Origin of the sequence: Helicobacter pylori (assembly GCF_014497725.1) — a bacterium.
Taxonomy (GTDB): Bacteria; Campylobacterota; Campylobacteria; order Campylobacterales; family Helicobacteraceae; genus Helicobacter; species Helicobacter pylori_DE.
This window is the reverse complement of sequence record NZ_JACTGF010000003.1, coordinates 68,819-83,720: the sequence shown is the minus strand read 5'-3', so window position 1 is coordinate 83,720 and position 14,902 is coordinate 68,819. Positions and strand designations below refer to the sequence as shown.

The 14,902-nt window shown below is 38.7% G+C and carries 17 protein-coding genes; 10 read left to right on the top strand and 7 right to left on the bottom strand.

Translation table 11 applies throughout. The annotated features are described in order from the left end of the window. From egtU to H7N69_RS03920, 6 genes are all read right to left on the bottom strand, one after another. A complete protein-coding gene (gene egtU / locus H7N69_RS03945; RefSeq protein ID WP_187884869.1) occupies positions 1–1,662 on the bottom strand; it encodes an ergothioneine transport permease/ergothioneine binding protein EgtU in 1,662 nt (553 codons plus the stop codon). Positions 1,663–1,775: 113 nt separating this feature from the next. After that, positions 1,776–2,213: a hypothetical protein gene (locus tag H7N69_RS03940; protein WP_000802458.1), complete on the bottom strand. Its 438-nt coding sequence runs from the start codon at positions 2,211–2,213 to the stop codon at positions 1,776–1,778. A 5-nt stretch (positions 2,214–2,218) separates the two neighbouring features. Then, positions 2,219–2,992: a flagellar motor protein MotB gene (motB, locus tag H7N69_RS03935; RefSeq protein ID WP_187884868.1), complete on the bottom strand. Its 774-nt coding sequence runs from the start codon at positions 2,990–2,992 to the stop codon at positions 2,219–2,221. Between the two features lie 2 nt (positions 2,993–2,994). Next, positions 2,995–3,768, bottom strand: a complete 774-nt coding sequence (gene motA, locus H7N69_RS03930; RefSeq protein ID WP_000366185.1) for a flagellar motor stator protein MotA — start codon at positions 3,766–3,768, stop codon at positions 2,995–2,997. A gap of 15 nt (positions 3,769–3,783) precedes the next feature. After that, the gene (locus H7N69_RS03925; protein ID WP_187884867.1) at positions 3,784–4,551 is read right to left on the bottom strand and encodes a HesA/MoeB/ThiF family protein; all 768 of its coding nucleotides are present in this window, start codon (positions 4,549–4,551) and stop codon (positions 3,784–3,786) included. Next, positions 4,552–5,169, bottom strand: a complete 618-nt coding sequence (locus H7N69_RS03920) for an MBL fold metallo-hydrolase (RefSeq protein WP_187884866.1) — start codon at positions 5,167–5,169, stop codon at positions 4,552–4,554. 108 nt (positions 5,170–5,277) lie between these two features. On the opposite strand from H7N69_RS03920, the gene H7N69_RS03915 reads away from it, so the two are divergent. The 6 genes from H7N69_RS03915 (at position 5,278) to H7N69_RS03890 (ending at position 11,183) form a co-directional block, all read left to right on the top strand. Further along, the gene (locus H7N69_RS03915; RefSeq protein ID WP_187884865.1) at positions 5,278–6,303 is read left to right on the top strand and encodes a class I SAM-dependent methyltransferase; all 1,026 of its coding nucleotides are present in this window, start codon (positions 5,278–5,280) and stop codon (positions 6,301–6,303) included. A 467-nt stretch (positions 6,304–6,770) separates the two neighbouring features. Beyond that, entirely contained in the window at positions 6,771–7,097 is a 327-nt protein-coding gene (locus tag H7N69_RS03910) for a dihydroneopterin aldolase (protein WP_187884864.1), read from the top strand. Continuing rightward, positions 7,076–7,678: a 16S rRNA (guanine(966)-N(2))-methyltransferase RsmD gene (gene rsmD, locus H7N69_RS03905; RefSeq protein WP_187884863.1), complete on the top strand. Its 603-nt coding sequence runs from the start codon at positions 7,076–7,078 to the stop codon at positions 7,676–7,678. Before H7N69_RS03910 ends, rsmD begins: the two co-directional genes overlap by 22 nt. An 8-nt stretch (positions 7,679–7,686) precedes the next feature. After that, positions 7,687–8,238: a flagellar basal body-associated protein FliL gene (gene fliL / locus H7N69_RS03900; protein ID WP_000797017.1), complete on the top strand. Its 552-nt coding sequence runs from the start codon at positions 7,687–7,689 to the stop codon at positions 8,236–8,238. A 6-nt stretch (positions 8,239–8,244) separates the two neighbouring features. Next, a complete protein-coding gene (gene acpS, locus H7N69_RS03895; RefSeq protein ID WP_187884862.1) occupies positions 8,245–8,595 on the top strand; it encodes a holo-ACP synthase in 351 nt (116 codons plus the stop codon). Positions 8,596–8,804: 209 nt separating this feature from the next. Continuing rightward, the gene (locus tag H7N69_RS03890) at positions 8,805–11,183 is read left to right on the top strand and encodes a TonB-dependent receptor family protein (protein WP_187884861.1); all 2,379 of its coding nucleotides are present in this window, start codon (positions 8,805–8,807) and stop codon (positions 11,181–11,183) included. A 10-nt stretch (positions 11,184–11,193) separates the two neighbouring features. Here H7N69_RS03890 and H7N69_RS03885 read toward each other — a convergent pair whose 3' ends face one another. Then, complete coding sequence (locus tag H7N69_RS03885; RefSeq protein WP_187884860.1) at positions 11,194–11,808, bottom strand: M48 family metallopeptidase; 615 nt, start codon at positions 11,806–11,808, stop codon at positions 11,194–11,196. Positions 11,809–11,889: 81 nt separating this feature from the next. On the opposite strand from H7N69_RS03885, the gene H7N69_RS03880 reads away from it, so the two are divergent. From H7N69_RS03880 to H7N69_RS03870, 4 genes are all read left to right on the top strand, one after another. Next, on the top strand, positions 11,890–12,741 hold the full coding sequence (locus H7N69_RS03880; protein ID WP_187884859.1) for a glycosyltransferase family 25 protein: 852 nt from the start codon (positions 11,890–11,892) through the stop codon (positions 12,739–12,741). 190 nt (positions 12,742–12,931) lie between these two features. Next, on the top strand, positions 12,932–13,966 hold the full coding sequence (locus H7N69_RS03875; protein WP_187884858.1) for a bifunctional 3,4-dihydroxy-2-butanone 4-phosphate synthase/GTP cyclohydrolase II: 1,035 nt from the start codon (positions 12,932–12,934) through the stop codon (positions 13,964–13,966). Positions 13,967–14,042: 76 nt separating this feature from the next. Further along, positions 14,043–14,180, top strand: a complete 138-nt coding sequence (locus H7N69_RS07885; RefSeq protein ID WP_232260194.1) for a hypothetical protein — start codon at positions 14,043–14,045, stop codon at positions 14,178–14,180. After that, positions 14,146–14,892 (top strand): DUF3943 domain-containing protein, encoded by a 747-nt coding sequence (locus tag H7N69_RS03870; RefSeq protein ID WP_232260193.1) that lies wholly within the window; start codon positions 14,146–14,148, stop codon positions 14,890–14,892. The genes H7N69_RS07885 and H7N69_RS03870 overlap by 35 nt, the downstream gene beginning before the upstream one ends. Positions 14,893–14,902 lie beyond the last annotated feature (10 nt).

The following is a 14,902-nucleotide window of genomic DNA, read 5'->3' as shown; positions in this document are numbered from 1 at the left end:
TTATAACCCCAAGCTTTCTAAAAAATCTTTAGCTACGATTTTAGGGCTTTTTTTCAACACTTCCACCTGATAGTTTAAATCTTGCATTTTTTCATCGTTAATTTTTGAATCCAATTTTTCTAAGATTTTTAACGCTTCAGGATACTTTTTGACAACTTCTTTTCTTATGATGATGCCGGCTTGATAATTAGGGAAAAACCCTTTATCGTCCTTAAGCACCTTTAAATCCAATTCTTTGATTTGAGCGTCTGTGGTGAAAACGTCTAAAGCGTTGATCTTATGAGATTCAAAACTTTTATAACGCAAATTAATATCCATTTCATGCAAACTTCTAAAATGAAAGCGATAAGCTTTCACTAAGCCCTTAAAAGCGTCCTCTCTTTCAAAAAAGTCAAACTCCGCTCCAAAATCAAAATTTGGGCTATGAAGGGCTAAATCGCTGAAAGTTTCAATCGCGTATTTTTGAGCGTCTTCTTTAGAAATCGCTAAGGAATAGGTGTTATTAAAGCCCAAAAGCCCCACCCATAAAAGATTAAATTCCTTCTCATAACGCTTTTTAATCGTTTCAAAATCCACTTTTTGAGTCAAAGGGTTTTTGAGCGTGTTCACCCAAGCGGTGCCGGTATATTCCACATACAAATCAAAATCGCCCCTAAGCAATGCCGGATGGATATTCATCGTCCCCCCGCCAATGCCGAACGCTCGCTTGATAGGGATATGGTGTTTTTCTAACAAAAGGCTTAAAATCTCGCCCAAAATATACTGCTCGCTGCTAGGTTTTGTCGCTACGACTAAGGGCTTTTCTTCTATGGCGTTTCTAGGAATGAGCCATAAAGCGCTCGCTAGCAATAAAAAAAGAAACACTGCTAAATTAAGATAAACTCTTCTTTTTTGTTTTTGGGTGGCGTTTTGAGAAAATAGGCGTTGCAAAGCGTTTTCATGCTGAAACACGCTCACAAATTGATCCGCTAAAACACTAAAAAGAGCTATGATCAAACTGCCAGCCACTAAAAGCGTGGTGTTTTGCGTGTTTAGCCCTCTAAAAATCGCCTGCCCTAAGCCTCCAGCCCCAATGAGTGCCCCAATTCCAGCCATCGCCACTAGCATCACCACCGCAATCCTTAAGCCCGCTAAAATTTGGGGGATAGCGAGCAAGAAGTGCACCCTAAAAAACAACTCTTTGGGGTTACACCCTAGCCCAATAGCGGCCTTAATCACCTCTTCTCTCACCTCTTTTAAAGCGTTATAAGTGCTATGGACAATGGGTAATAAGCCGTATAAGACCAACACTAAAAGCGCGTTTTTTAACCCCACCCCAATCACAGGAATGAATAACGCGAATAACGCCAACGATGGGATGGTGTAGAGGAAATTCACCACAGGGAGCAAAAACGCTCTAGCCTTTGAGTTATAAAACACCAAAACCCCAATCAAAACCCCAAACACCAGCACGAGAAGACTAGAAAGCGCAACGATGATAAAATGTTGCGCAATCAAGTCTATAAAGTAAATGAAGCGATCATGAAATTCTTTTATCAAATATTTTACCACGCTTATTTTTAACACCATAGCAACTAAATGCTGGATAACCATATCTATAGAATGGAGCAACCATTCATACAATTCTTTGATCAATTGTTTAAAAACGCCCATTTTTGGCATTATAACCAAATTTATTTGATATAAAAAGGTTTTTCTTAATTGGGTTTAAATCAAATTTTTACCATCAACAATAAGCGCAAACTTTTTTAAAACAAAGCCAAAAACGAGTAAAATTAAAACTGAAAGGTGCGTTTGCCTAAATTGGTGCTCACTTCTATCCATAGCGGCTGGTTTTCGCATAAAATCTCATAGGCTACGCTTTGATTCCTCACTAAAGAAACGCTTTTAGGCGTGGGGTAGAGCGAGCAAGAACGCCCCTGATTGATGTCAATCTTTAAAATAACCACGCTCTCCACTACAGCGCTCACTTTCAAATAATACGACTCCCTAGCCCCTTGCCATTCTAAATAGGGCGTTTCTTGGGGGACAATCTCTAACGCCACTAAAGGGCTTTGAGCCAGTTTCAAGCGTGTTTTTTGCTCCTGCTCTTTCAATTCTTGTTCTCTGTTGATCCCCTTATCAATCAAATCAAAAAGGTTTGAAGAAGCGTCCTTCTCTCTAGCAATAAGGCTCGCTAACAACAAAAAGATTAACAAAAAAATTGGTTTCATGCGATTCATTTTTGCTGTTTGTGGGGATTGAATTCTTCATCTAAAATAGAATGGATCTTGCTCAAATCGTTCGCATCGGTTGAAAAAAAGATTTCCACACGATTGTTTTTCATTCTGTTTTCTAGGGAATCATTAGGCGCGATAGGGTTGGTAGATCCGTAAGAAGAAAAAGACAATTGGTTAGGATCCACGCCGTATTGTATAAGGACTTTCATCACCCTATAAGCGCGATTGGCGGCTAATTCATAATGGCTTTTAAAACGGGTTTTATTTAAAGGCGTGTTGTCTGTAAAACCCCTTACATTAACATGCACCCTTTTAGGGAGTTTTTGAATGATTTTAGCGATCCGTTCAATATAGAGCATCATGTCTTGATTGATTGCATCTGATGTGGCGTTTTCAAACAGCAAACTAGAGGGGAGTTTTAAAACAGAGCCTTGATCAATTTGCTCTAAAACACTGCCTTCGCCTTTGCGAGCGATAGTGGCTTTTGTTTCGGTATTTTGCGAAGCCGGTTTGGAGCTTTCGCTCGCCATTTGCTCTTCTTCTTTCCCTGAATCAGGGGGGATCACTACAACCGGCTGCATCGCCTCTGGCTTTGGGGCGTAATTAAAAATCTTAATAAATTCGGTTTTTAAGGCTTCCACTTTGGATTTATTGACCGCTGAAATGGCATAAAGAGCGATAAAAAGCGCGAGCAACAACGACAAAAAGTCCGCATAAGGAACCGCCCATTTTTCGCCGGCGGGGCATTCGGTGGGTTTGTTTTTCTTAGCCATGTTTAGCCCTCAAATTGAGATTTTTTAGGCTCACCGGGAGCGATGTAGTTTAAGAGTTTGTTTTCTAAATCCCTTGGATTTTCCCCATTAGCGATGCCTAAAATCCCCTCTAAAAGAACGGTTTTTTCTTTGATAATGTCTTTAGACTTAGCCTTGAGCTTATGCCCAAAAGGGCCAAAAATCGCATAAGAACACATAATCCCTGTAACAGTAGCCGTAAATGCCCCAGCGATCCCTGCTGCCATTTCAGCCGGGTTGTCTAGTTTTTGCAAGGCTAACATAAGCCCCATAACCGCCCCCACTAACCCCATAGTAGGAGCGGTCTCACCGGCAGTCTCCCAATAATGAGCGGCGCCGTGGTAATACTCTTCCATTTCTTCAATGCTGATTTCTAAACTTTCCTTAACGGATTTTAGATCCTTGCCATCTATGATCATAGACAAGCCGTTACGGGTGAAATCGTCTTCAATTTGCGCCACTCGCCCCTCCAAACTCAACACCCCATCTTTTCTGGCTAAAGTGGCTAATTCCACTAAATTTTTAATGGTTTCGTTTAAATTGATTTTAGGGTTTAAAAAAACAATTTTTATTTCTTTATAAGCGGCTTTCACGTAACGAGCATGCGTGCCTGTCATGGCGGCAAAAAGCGAAGTAGGCACGATGATAATGACTGAACTCAAATGGATAATGTGCAACGGGTTACCATCTTCTAAAATATCGCCTAACGAAATAGAAGCGACCGCCAATACCAAGCCTAGTATGGTTGATAGATCCAAAACTTACCCCTTAATCTAAATTTCATAATCTTGTAAATGCGTGATTTTATGCGTGCCACAAACCCTACAATCAGGGTTTTTGGGTGCTTGAATTTTTTTAAAATCCATCGTTTTAATATCGGCTATAAGTAAAGTATTTATAAGTAAAGTTTCAAACCCTAAAAAATATTTAAGGCATTCGCTCGCTTGGATACACCCTAAAACTCCGGGTAAGACCCCAAAAAGCCCTGAAGTAGGATTCAATCCTTTTTTAGGGGGCTTATCAAAAACACACGCTAAGCATGCACTATGGGGTAAAACGCTCATGCTTTGCCCCCTGTATTTTAAAACCCCAGCATGCGAATAGGGTTTTTGGGCTAACACGCAAGCGTCATTGATCAAAAATTTAGCGTTAAAATTGTCCGTGGCGTCTATGATAAAATCATAAGGCTCTATGAGAGGAAGAGCGTTATGGGCCTTAAAGCGTTCTTCAAAAGCCTCTATTTCAATACTAGCATTGAGTTGTTTTAAGCGTGCTTTCGCGCTAGAGGTTTTAGAATGGTTTAAAAAATCCTGTGAATGGATGATTTGGCGTTGCAAATTACTCATACCCACCACATCAAAATCCACAATGCCTATTTTTCCTATCCCAGCAGTGCACAGATACATCAAAACCGCTGATCCAAGCCCACCGGCTCCAATGACTAAAACGCTAGATTTTAAAAGCTTCAATTGGCCTTCTTCGCCCACATCTTCTAGCATGATATGGCGCAAATAACGCTCTTTGTCTAGCCGGCTTAGCAATTAAGCCATCCTTGAAACCCAAATTTTAGAATGCTCTCTTTCGGCAAAAAAACTTGTTTTATCCCCATGCCCTGGATAAATCTCCATGTCTTTAGGGAAATCTAAATTTTGAAACCTTAACAGGGACTCTTTCATGTCTTTTTCATTAGAATAAGGGAAATCGTAACGGCCAATGCTGCGATAAAAGATAAAATCCCCGCTAAAAATCACCCCTCCAATTTCTACGATAGAACAACCGGGCGTGTGTCCGGGAAAATGCCAGTATTTAATGGTGGTGTTTGCTATCTCTAAAGTGGTGCAACCCTTATTACAAGGCACGCTAAATGTGGGGCTAAAAACCGGCATGCCCAAATGGAAAATATCATTTTCTAGCATGAACACATCGTCTTTGGGGGCGTAAATGGGGGTGTCTTTAAGGGCTTTTGACAATTGAGCGCTATCCCATACATGATCATAATGCCCATGCGTGATTAAAATCGCCTTAGGGTTTTTGGCGTTTTTTAACACCCATTCGCTGCTAGAAAATCCGGGATCGATAATAAAATCTATCCCACTAGAAAGCTTCACAATATAAGCGTTTTCTTCCACCGCCCCACATTCTCGCCTTAAAATTTCCACACTACTAACTCCCTACTAAACTAGCTTAAAAAGTCTTTATTATTGAATATCATAGCGCAAAAATAAGGCGATTTTGACTAGAATAGCGCTCTCTTATTGTTGGTTGAGATGAGTTTGAATAAAAGGAAAATCGTGCGTTCGTTTGGGAATTACATGCAAGAGTGGCTTTATGGAGAAAAGGGGTATTACAGAAAGGCGCTAATCGGTCCAAAAGGGGATTTTTACACTTCGGTGTCTTTGAGTAAGTTTTTTGGGGGCGCTATTGCGTTTTATATCATTAGGCTTTTAGAAGAAGAAAAATTATTTTTGCCTTTAAAAATTGTAGAAATTGGCTCTCATCATGGGCATTTTTTGAGCGATATAGCCAGTTTTTTAAACGCTTTGAGCGTGGGCGTAATGGAAAAATGCGAATTTGTCAGCTGTGAGCCTTTAAAGGAATTGCAAAATATCCAACGAACTATTTTCAAGCAAGCCACGCAATTGGATCTGATCAGTTGCGCTTTAGAAGAACTTGATTTTAAAGAAAAAAAAAGCGCGTTCGTTGTCTCTAACGAATTGTTTGACGCGTTCGCTTGCGAGATTGTTAAAGACAATCAAATGCTTTTTATCACCCATGATCATCAGGGCGTTTGGGGCGGTATTGATGAACCCACTAAAGAACTTCTTAAAAATTTGAATTTAAAAGAAGGGTGCGTGCCGTTATTTTTGAACGCTTTCATTAAAAATTTGTTAGAAAAATTGAACGAAGCTTCTTCTTGGGTGTTTTTGAGCTTTGATTATGGCGATGAAATAGAGCGAAAGGATCTGCATTTAAGGGCTTTTAAAAACCACCAAGCGCTGGATTTTAAGGATATTTTAAACCATCTGGCTTCTTTGTATCAGCAAAGCGATTTGACTTATGATGTCAATTTTTCTTTGGTGCGCTTTTTGTTTGAAAAACACGATGCGCGATTTTCATTCTTTAAATCGCAGGCTAACGCTTTGCTGGATATGGGGCTTATGGGATTGTTGGAAGCGTTTTCAAAGAGCGTGAGTTATGAAAGGTATTTAAAAGAAGCGGCTAAAATCAAGCCCCTAATTAGCCCTGGGGGTTTGGGGGAGCGCTTCAAGGCGTTGGAGTTCGTGAAAAAATAAAATATAAAAAAATGATCAAAAGTATTTTTACAATCTAATAACAAAGAGCTCGCGTATTTTTGAAGAGGGAATTGGTATTTTAGATTTTTTAGAATATTAAATACTAAGTATTTACTATTAAACGCTACGCTTTTGGGACTCGGTTTGTTTGAAAAGTTGGAGAGGAACTAATCCGCTTTCTCAGTTTAAAGGTAAGAGCGTCAGGACATTTTAATGAAAAAGTTGATTAAAATGCTAAGTTATAGTAAAGAAGGAAGGAATATAATACGCCTTTCGCTCTTACCTTAAGCGGCATTATACCAAAAAAAAAGATGTTATTTGAGCTTTATTTTTAACATTCTATTTTTCTTTTTTATAAAATGAAATACTTTTTGAGTTTATTTATTTATTTAATATTGGTGTTTAAAAGAAAGAATCGCTATAATTTTGAAACAATTTAAGCCTATTGATGGGATAAAGGGGGTTTTTTGAAAATTTTTCTTTCTTGCAAGTCTTTGTTGATTCAAAGGAGTTTGGAATTTTATTTGAGCGATTGTCTCTCTCCTATGGGAGTTTGCGATTTTGTTTTAAGCGATGATGAAACCCTAGAAACCAATAAGCCCCTATGCTTTATAGAAGAACGCTTAAGAAAGCCTTTCACCAAACAGAGCGTGAAAGAAGATGTCAAAAATTTTTACCGTGCTTTAAAAGAGAGCGAAAAACCTTGCGAAGAAATCCAATTTTCTAAAGAGCAAAAGATTCAGCAATTACTAGAAGAATACACCCAAAAATTATGCCAAATCATCAGCCAGTAAAAAAATTTAAGATTATTGGGGGGGCTTGTAAGGGATTGGGCTTGAATTTGCCTAACATTTCTAGCACGCGCCCCACGAAAGCGATCGTAAGAGAGTCGTTTTTTAACACCTTGCAAGCAGAAATTAGTGGAGTGCATTTTATAGAAGTGTTTTCAGGCAGCGCTTCTATGGGTTTAGAGGCTTTGAGTAGGGGGGCTAAAAGCGCGGTGTTTTTTGAGCAAAATAAAAGCGCTTATGCCACGCTTTTAGAAAATATTTCCCTTTTTAAAAACCGCCTGAAAAAGGAAATTGAAATTCAAACCTTTTTAGATGACGCTTTCAAGCTTTTGCCCACTCTGTGTTTAAAAAATGGCGTTTTGAATATCCTTTATTTTGATCCTCCTTTTGAAACAAGCGGGTTTTTAGGGATTTATGGAAAGTGTTTTCACGCTTTAGAAATGTTATTGAAACGCTCTAATCCAAAAAATCTTTTAGCGGTTTTTGAGCATGAAAGCGCGCATGAAATGCCTAAAAGTCTTGTAACTTTAGCTATAATCAAACAGAAAAAATTTGGAAAAACCACTTTAACTTATTTTCAATAGGAATAGGCATGGCAGAAGAACAAGAAAATACCGCGCAACAACCTCCCAAAAAAAGCAAAGCCCTTTTATTTGTCATTATTGGAAGCGTGTTAGTGATGCTTTTATTGGTAGGGGTGATTATCATGCTACTTATGGGGAATAAGGAAGAATCTAAAGAAAACGCCTCTAAAAACACCCAAGAAGTTCAAGCTAATCCTATGGCGAACAAAAATCAAGAGGCCAAAGAAGGCTCTAATATCCAGCAATATTTGGTGCTTGGGCCTTTGTATGCGATTGATGCGCCTTTTGCGGTGAATTTGGTTTCTCAAAATGGCAGACGCTACCTTAAGGCTTCTATCTCGTTAGAATTGAGTAATGAAAAGCTTTTAAATGAAGTCAAGGTTAAAGACACAGCGATTAAGGATACGATTATAGAGATTCTATCGTCTAAAAGCGTGGAAGAAGTGGTTACTAACAAAGGCAAAAACAAGCTTAAAGATGAAATTAAGAGCCATTTGAATTCGTTTTTGATTGATGGCTTTATTAAAAATGTCTTTTTCACTGATTTCATTATTCAATAATTTTAAATGATTGGCATAGATATTGTCTCTATTGCTAGGATAGAAAAGTGCGTGAAACGCTTTGAAATGAGATTTTTAGAGCGTTTTTTATCGCCAAGCGAGATTGTTTTGTGTAAGGATAAATCCAGCAGTATCGCCGGGTTTTTCGCGCTTAAAGAAGCTTGCTCTAAAGCCCTTCAAGTAGGCATTGGTAAGGAATTGAGCTTTTTAGATATGCGTATTTCTAAAAGCCCTAAAAACGCCCCCTTAATTACCCTTTCCAAAGAAAAAATGGACTATTTTAACGTCCAAAGCTTGAGCGCGAGCATCAGCCATGACGCTGGTTTTGCGATAGCGGTTGTAATGATCTCTCCGTAAAATTTATCAATAACGCGCCCTAAAACCCCCATAACATCCTGTTTTTAAAAAAACGCTTAGCAGCTTGTTTAAAAAACACTAAAAACCTTTTTCAAATCGTTTTGATAACGAATTACAAATAAAAAAATCAAACTTCAAAATTTAAGTTAATTATAATAATTATTTTTATAATATGCATCGGTTTGAATTAAATAAGAAAGGTTATCATAATGAATGGTTATTTGAGGGTAAAAACCCCGTATTTTTTAGCGTCGGTCGTTTTACTTTTTTGTTTTTTTAATTCTTTGGTATTAGCAAAAGATAAGCACCATTTTTTAAAAAAAGTGACAACCACCGAGCAAAAATTCAGTTCTAACGCCCCACTTTCATGGCAAAGCGAAGAGGTGCGTAATTCCACAAGCTCTCGCACGGTGATTTCCAACAAGGAACTCAAAAAAACGGGGAATTTGAATATTGAAAACGCCTTGCAAAACGTGCCAGGGATTCAAATCAGAGACGCTACAGGCACAGGCGTTCTGCCTAAAATTTCGGTGCGCGGTTTTGGTGGGGGCGGTAACGGGCATAGCAATACCAACATGATTTTAGTCAATGGTATCCCCATTTATGGTGCGCCGTATTCCAATATTGAGTTAGCGATTTTCCCTGTTACTTTCCAGTCAGTGGATAGGATTGATGTGATTAAGGGGGGAATGAGCGTCCAATACGGGCCTAACACTTTTGGAGGCGTGGTGAATGTCATCACTAAAGAAATCCCTAAAGAGTGGGAAAATCAAGCGGCTGAAAGGATCACTTTTTGGGGGCGATCTTCTAATGGGAATTTTGTAGATCCCAAGGAAAAAGGCAAGCCTTTAGCCCAAACTTTAGGAAACCAAATGCTGTTTAACACTTATGGGCGAACGGCTGGAATGTTGGGTAAGCATGTAGGAATTAGCGCCCAAGGCAATTGGATTAATGGGCAAGGTTTCAGGCAAAATAGCCCCACAAAGGTGCAAAACTACTTGCTTGATGCGATTTATAAGATTAATGCGACCAATACTTTTAAAGCTTATTACCAATATTATCAATACAATTCTTACCATCCAGGCACTTTGAGCGCGCAAGATTATGCCTATAATCGCTTCATCAACGAGCGCCCTGACAATCAAGATGGAGGGCGAGCCAAACGCTTTGGGATCGTGTATCAAAATTATTTTGGCGATCCGGATAGGAAAGTGGGGGGCGATTTTAAATTCACTTATTTCACGCATGACATGAGCAGGGATTTTGGCTTTTCCAACCAATACCAAAGCGTGTATATGAGCAGTCAAAATAAGATTTTACCTTTTAATGGCAAAGGAAAAATTAGCGCGACTAACCCTAATTGCGGTTTGTATTCTTATAGCGATACGAATAGCCCTTGTTGGCAGTTTTTTGATAATATCCGCCGTTTCGTGGTGAATGCCTTTGAGCCAAAACTCAATCTTATCGTCAATACCGGTAAAGTCAAACAAACTTTTAACATGGGAATGCGGTTTTTAACCGAAGATTTATACCGCCGATCCACCACCAGGAAAAACCCTAGTGTGCCTAATAATGGCAGTGGGTTTGATGCAGGAACTTCACTCAATAATTTCAACAATTATACCGCCGTGTATGCCAGCGATGAAATCAATTTCAATAACGGCATGCTAACGATCACGCCAGGATTGAGATACACTTTTTTAAATTATGAAAAAAAAGACGCTCTCCCTTTTAAAGCAGGCCAAACAGGAAAAACCATCAAAGATCGTTATAACCAATTAAATCCGGCAGTCAATGTCGGCTATAAACCCATTAAGGATTGGTTGTTTTATTTCAATTATCAAAGGAGCTATATCCCGCCCCAATTCAGCAATATCGGTAATTTTACAGGCACAAGCACGGATTATTTTCAAATCTTTAATGTCATGGAAGGCGGCTCAAGATATTATTTCAACAACCAAGTGAGTTTTAACGCGAATTATTTTGTGATTTTTGCGAATAACTATTTTACTGGGCGCTATGGGGATAATAAAGAGCCGGTCAATGCGAGATCGCAAGGAGTGGAGCTAGAACTCTACTACACGCCTATTAGAGGGCTTAATCTCCATGCGGCTTACACTTTTATAGACGCTAATATCACCAGCCACACAATGGTTACTAACCCTGCTAATCCTAAAGGGCCTAAAAAAGATATTTTTGGCAAAAAGCTCCCTTTTGTCAGCCCGCACCAATTTATTTTAGACGCGAGCTACACTTACGCTAAAACCACGATTGGGTTGAGTTCTTTCTTTTATAGCCGCGCTTATACAGATGTGTTAAACACCGTGCCTTTCACTCAATACGCGCCCACGATTAAAAACGGGGCTATCACTACCAAAACAGCGGGCATGACGCCGTGGTATTGGGTGTGGAATTTGCAAATTTCTAGCACTTTGTGGGAACGCAAAAAGCAAAGCGTTAGTGCGAGCTTGCAAATCAATAACATTTTTAACATGAAATATTGGTTTAGCGGGATAGGCACTAGCCCTAACGGGAAAGAAGCCGCGCCTCCTAGAAGCATCACAGCGTATGTGAGCTATAATTTTTAAGGCTTAATCTTTATGGCTGTAGTTGCTTAAGCAGTTGGGTATAAAAAACAACTCTTTGTTTTAAATGCTCTCTTAGAGCGCGGTAATTAGGGCAAAAGATTTTTACGCAACGCCAGAAATTTTTGGAATGGTTTTTGTGGATCGTGTGGGCGAGCTCATGGATGATGACATAATCAATCGCTTCTTTTTGGGCGCAAACCAATAAAAGAGCGAAACTCAAGCGGTTATGATAAGAGCAGCTCCCTAAAACTTTGGCGTTGTTTCTAACACTAAAACCGGTATAGGAAGTTTGCATTTTTTGAGCGATTAAGGGGAGTTTTTGCTCCAAATAAGTTTTTAAGATTTTTTTAAGTTCTGTTAGGGTGTAATCGTTGGCGTTTTTCACCTCATCAAACACAAGGATTTTATTTTGATAGGTTTGCGAGTGTAAAAGGGAGTATTTTTCTTGCATCGCTAAAAGGGTTTTTTTTAGCCAAGCTTCTTGTTCTTTTAAAAAAGCGCTCGCCCTAGCTTGAGGGCAAGAATCAGGCATTTTTAGAATCACTTCTAAAGAAGGCGTGATATTCAAGCTTAGGGTTTTGATTTTTTTACTTTTTTGAATGGTAATAGGAATATCATCTAACATGATGCGTATTTTACTAAAATTTGTGCTAGAATGTAAGTCTGTTTAATATTGATTTTATTTGTATTAAGAATTAAGGCTAGTATGCGTGTTTTTATTATTCATTTAAGCCCAAAAACCTGTCACAATTTTTCTTTAAAAGAAACTCATATAACCCCCCTTTTAGAGAGCCTTAAACTTCAAGGGATCTCTTATGAAATTTTTGATGCGATCTATTCTAAAATCTCTCCCACTCAATTACACCCCTTGATTTTAGAGCATTTGCACCCTTCTTTTATGATTGAAGATTTATTGGCTTTTTGTAAGAATAAAAAACACCCCCCTTGCGCGTTAAAAAATTTCTTTCATGCGATCAAGCATTGCGGGAAGAGGATGGGGTTTGGGGAGCTTGGGTGCTATGCGAGCCATTATTCCTTGTGGCAAAAATGCATAGAGCTCAATGAAGCGATCTGTATTTTAGAAGACGATATAACCCTAAAAGAGCGTTTTAAAGAAAGCCTAGAGTTTTGTGATAAACACATCAACGAATTAGGCTATATCCGCTTGATGCATTTAGAAGAAAATGTGGCTAAACAAAAAACTCCCGTTAAAGGGGTTTCTCAAATCCTAAATTTTAAAGATGGCATTGGCACTCAAGGGTATGTTTTAGCCCCAAAAGCCGCGCAAAAATTATTGAAATACAGCGCGAAAGAATGGGTGATGCCTATAGATTGCGTGATGGATAGGCATTATTGGCATGGGGTCAAAAACTATGTGTTAGAGGAATTTGCGATCGCTTGCGACGAGATGAACGCTCAAAACTCCAACACAGAAAAACAAAGGCCTAAAAAATTACCTTTAAGCATTAGGATTGGCCGTTCTTTGCATAAAAGCGCGGTTAAAATTTTGGATAAAGTTTTTAGGTATAGCCCAAAATTAATCATTAGAAAAAACTAATCATTAGGCTTTGCAAACATTAGAATAAGTCTTTGAGCATTTCTTGCATGATAGGGGAAGTTTCATTCAATTGATTTAAAGGTTTTAGCGGTTTGCTAAATAAAGCAATAAAGTAATCATCGTTATTAAACATGCTATATTTCTTTTTTCTATAAAACTCAATATTATTGAATAAAACTAGGGAGTTAGAATGATCTTAAGAAGAGTTACTGAAGCTTTAGAAGCGTATAAAAATGGCGAAATGCTCATTGTCATGGACGATGAAGACAGGGAAAATGAGGGGGATTTGGTTTTAGCTGGGATTTTTTCTACCCCTGAGAAAATCAATTTCATGGCTACGCACGCTAGGGGGTTGATTTGCGTGTCTTTGACCAAAGATTTAGCGAAAAAATTTGAATTGCCCCCTATGGTTAGCGTGAATGATTCTAACCATGAGACCGCTTTCACGGTTTCCATTGACGCTAAAGAAGCCAAAACCGGGATTTCTGCTTTTGAAAGGCATTTGACGATTGAATTATTGTGTAAAGACACCACTAAACCGAGCGATTTTGTGCGCCCGGGGCATATTTTCCCTTTGATTGCAAAAGATGGAGGCGTGTTAGCGCGCACAGGCCATACTGAAGCGAGCGTGGATTTATGCAAATTAGCTGGATTAAAGCCCGTGAGCGTGATTTGTGAAATCATGAAAGAAGACGGCTCTATGGCGAGAAGGGGGGATAAATTTTTGAGCGACTTTGCCCTTAAACACAACCTTAAAACTCTCTATGTCTCTGATTTGATTAGCTATCGTTTAGAAAATGAAAGTTTGCTGAAAATGTTTTGCCAAGAAGAGAGAGAATTTTTAAAACACCAAACGCAATGCTACACTTTTTTAGACCACCAGCAAAAAAACCATTACGCTTTTAAGTTTAAAGGCGCAAAAACCCATGATTTAGCCCCTTTAGTGCGTTTCCACCCTATCAAAGAGGATTTTGATTTTTTGACGACTGATGCGTTTGAAGTGTTTTTTAAAGCGTTAGAATATTTAAAGCACGAAGGGGGTTATTTGATCTTTATGAACACCCATTCTAAAGAAAACAATATCGTTAAAGATTTTGGGATCGGGGCGTTAGTGTTAAAAAATTTAGGGATAAAGGATTTTAGGCTGTTAAGCTCTTCTGAAGACAGGCAGTATAAGGCTTTGAGCGGGTTTGGGCTTAAGCTTGTAGAAACGATTAGCCTTTGAGGCTTGTTGAGCTTCATTGAATGTGTTGTAATGTTTTTAAGGTATAATAAACTCTTTTTAAGTCAAGCAATAAAGTTTGCAACCTGATGAGAGTAATAATAGAGTTTATGCTGATTTCATTAAAAACATTCCTAAAAATATTATTGAAAATATTCCTAAAAACCTTCCAAAAGATTTGGATGGTTTGCGTGGTGGTTTGGGGGTTGGGCTGTAGTTTTTTAAACGCTAACAGCATTCAATTAGAAGAAACGCTCAAACGAAGCCCTAAAAATCTTATTTGGCAACACTTTAAAAAGAAGTTTAAAAAGAGCAACACGATCCCTTATGCCCCAAATAGCCGTTGGAAATATTTAGGCACAAGTATAGGGATTTTGGGCGTGTCGTTGGTGATAGGGATTGTAGGGCTGTATCTCATGCCAGAGAGCGTAACGAATTGGGATAGAGAAAAGTTTGGCGTCAAAAGTTGGTTTGAAAATGTCCGCATGGGGCCAAAACTAGACAATGATAGTTTTATTTTTAATGAAATTTTGCACCCTTATTTTGGGGCTATGTATTATATGCAACCGCGCATGGCTGGGTTTGGTTGGATGGCATCAGCGTTTTTTTCTTTTATCACTTCTACGCTTTTTTGGGAATATGGCTTGGAAGCGTTTGTGGAAGTGCCTAGCTGGCAGGATTTGGTGATCACCCCTTTATTAGGCTCCATTTTAGGGGAAGGGTTTTACCAGCTCACGCGCTACATCCAACGCAACGAAGGCAAGCTTTTTGGCTCTTTATTTTTAGGGCGTTTGGTTATCGCTCTTATGGATCCTATCGGTTTTATCATTAGGGATTTAGGGCTTGGGGAAGCTTTAGGGATTTATAATAAACATGAAATCCGTTCTAATTTAAGCCCCAATGGTTTGAATTTAACTTACAAATTTTAAGAATTTAAAA

Bases quoted from the DNA above. Each gene is read 5' to 3' on its own strand.
- egtU (WP_187884869.1), bottom strand. From the start codon at position 1,662: ATGCCAAAAATGGGCGTTTTTAAACAATTGATCAAAGAATTGTATGAA.
- H7N69_RS03940 (WP_000802458.1), bottom strand. From the start codon at position 2,213: ATGAAACCAATTTTTTTGTTAATCTTTTTGTTGTTAGCGAGCCTTATT.
- motB (WP_187884868.1), bottom strand. From the start codon at position 2,992: ATGGCTAAGAAAAACAAACCCACCGAATGCCCCGCCGGCGAAAAATGG.
- H7N69_RS03915 (WP_187884865.1), top strand. From the start codon at position 5,278: ATGAGTTTGAATAAAAGGAAAATCGTGCGTTCGTTTGGGAATTACATG.
- rsmD (WP_187884863.1), top strand. From the start codon at position 7,076: ATGCCAAATCATCAGCCAGTAAAAAAATTTAAGATTATTGGGGGGGCT.
- fliL (WP_000797017.1), top strand. From the start codon at position 7,687: ATGGCAGAAGAACAAGAAAATACCGCGCAACAACCTCCCAAAAAAAGC.
- acpS (WP_187884862.1), top strand. From the start codon at position 8,245: ATGATTGGCATAGATATTGTCTCTATTGCTAGGATAGAAAAGTGCGTG.
- H7N69_RS03890 (WP_187884861.1), top strand. From the start codon at position 8,805: ATGAATGGTTATTTGAGGGTAAAAACCCCGTATTTTTTAGCGTCGGTC.
- H7N69_RS03885 (WP_187884860.1), bottom strand. From the start codon at position 11,808: ATGTTAGATGATATTCCTATTACCATTCAAAAAAGTAAAAAAATCAAA.
- H7N69_RS03880 (WP_187884859.1), top strand. From the start codon at position 11,890: ATGCGTGTTTTTATTATTCATTTAAGCCCAAAAACCTGTCACAATTTT.
- H7N69_RS03875 (WP_187884858.1), top strand. From the start codon at position 12,932: ATGATCTTAAGAAGAGTTACTGAAGCTTTAGAAGCGTATAAAAATGGC.
- H7N69_RS03870 (WP_232260193.1), top strand. From the start codon at position 14,146: ATGGTTTGCGTGGTGGTTTGGGGGTTGGGCTGTAGTTTTTTAAACGCT.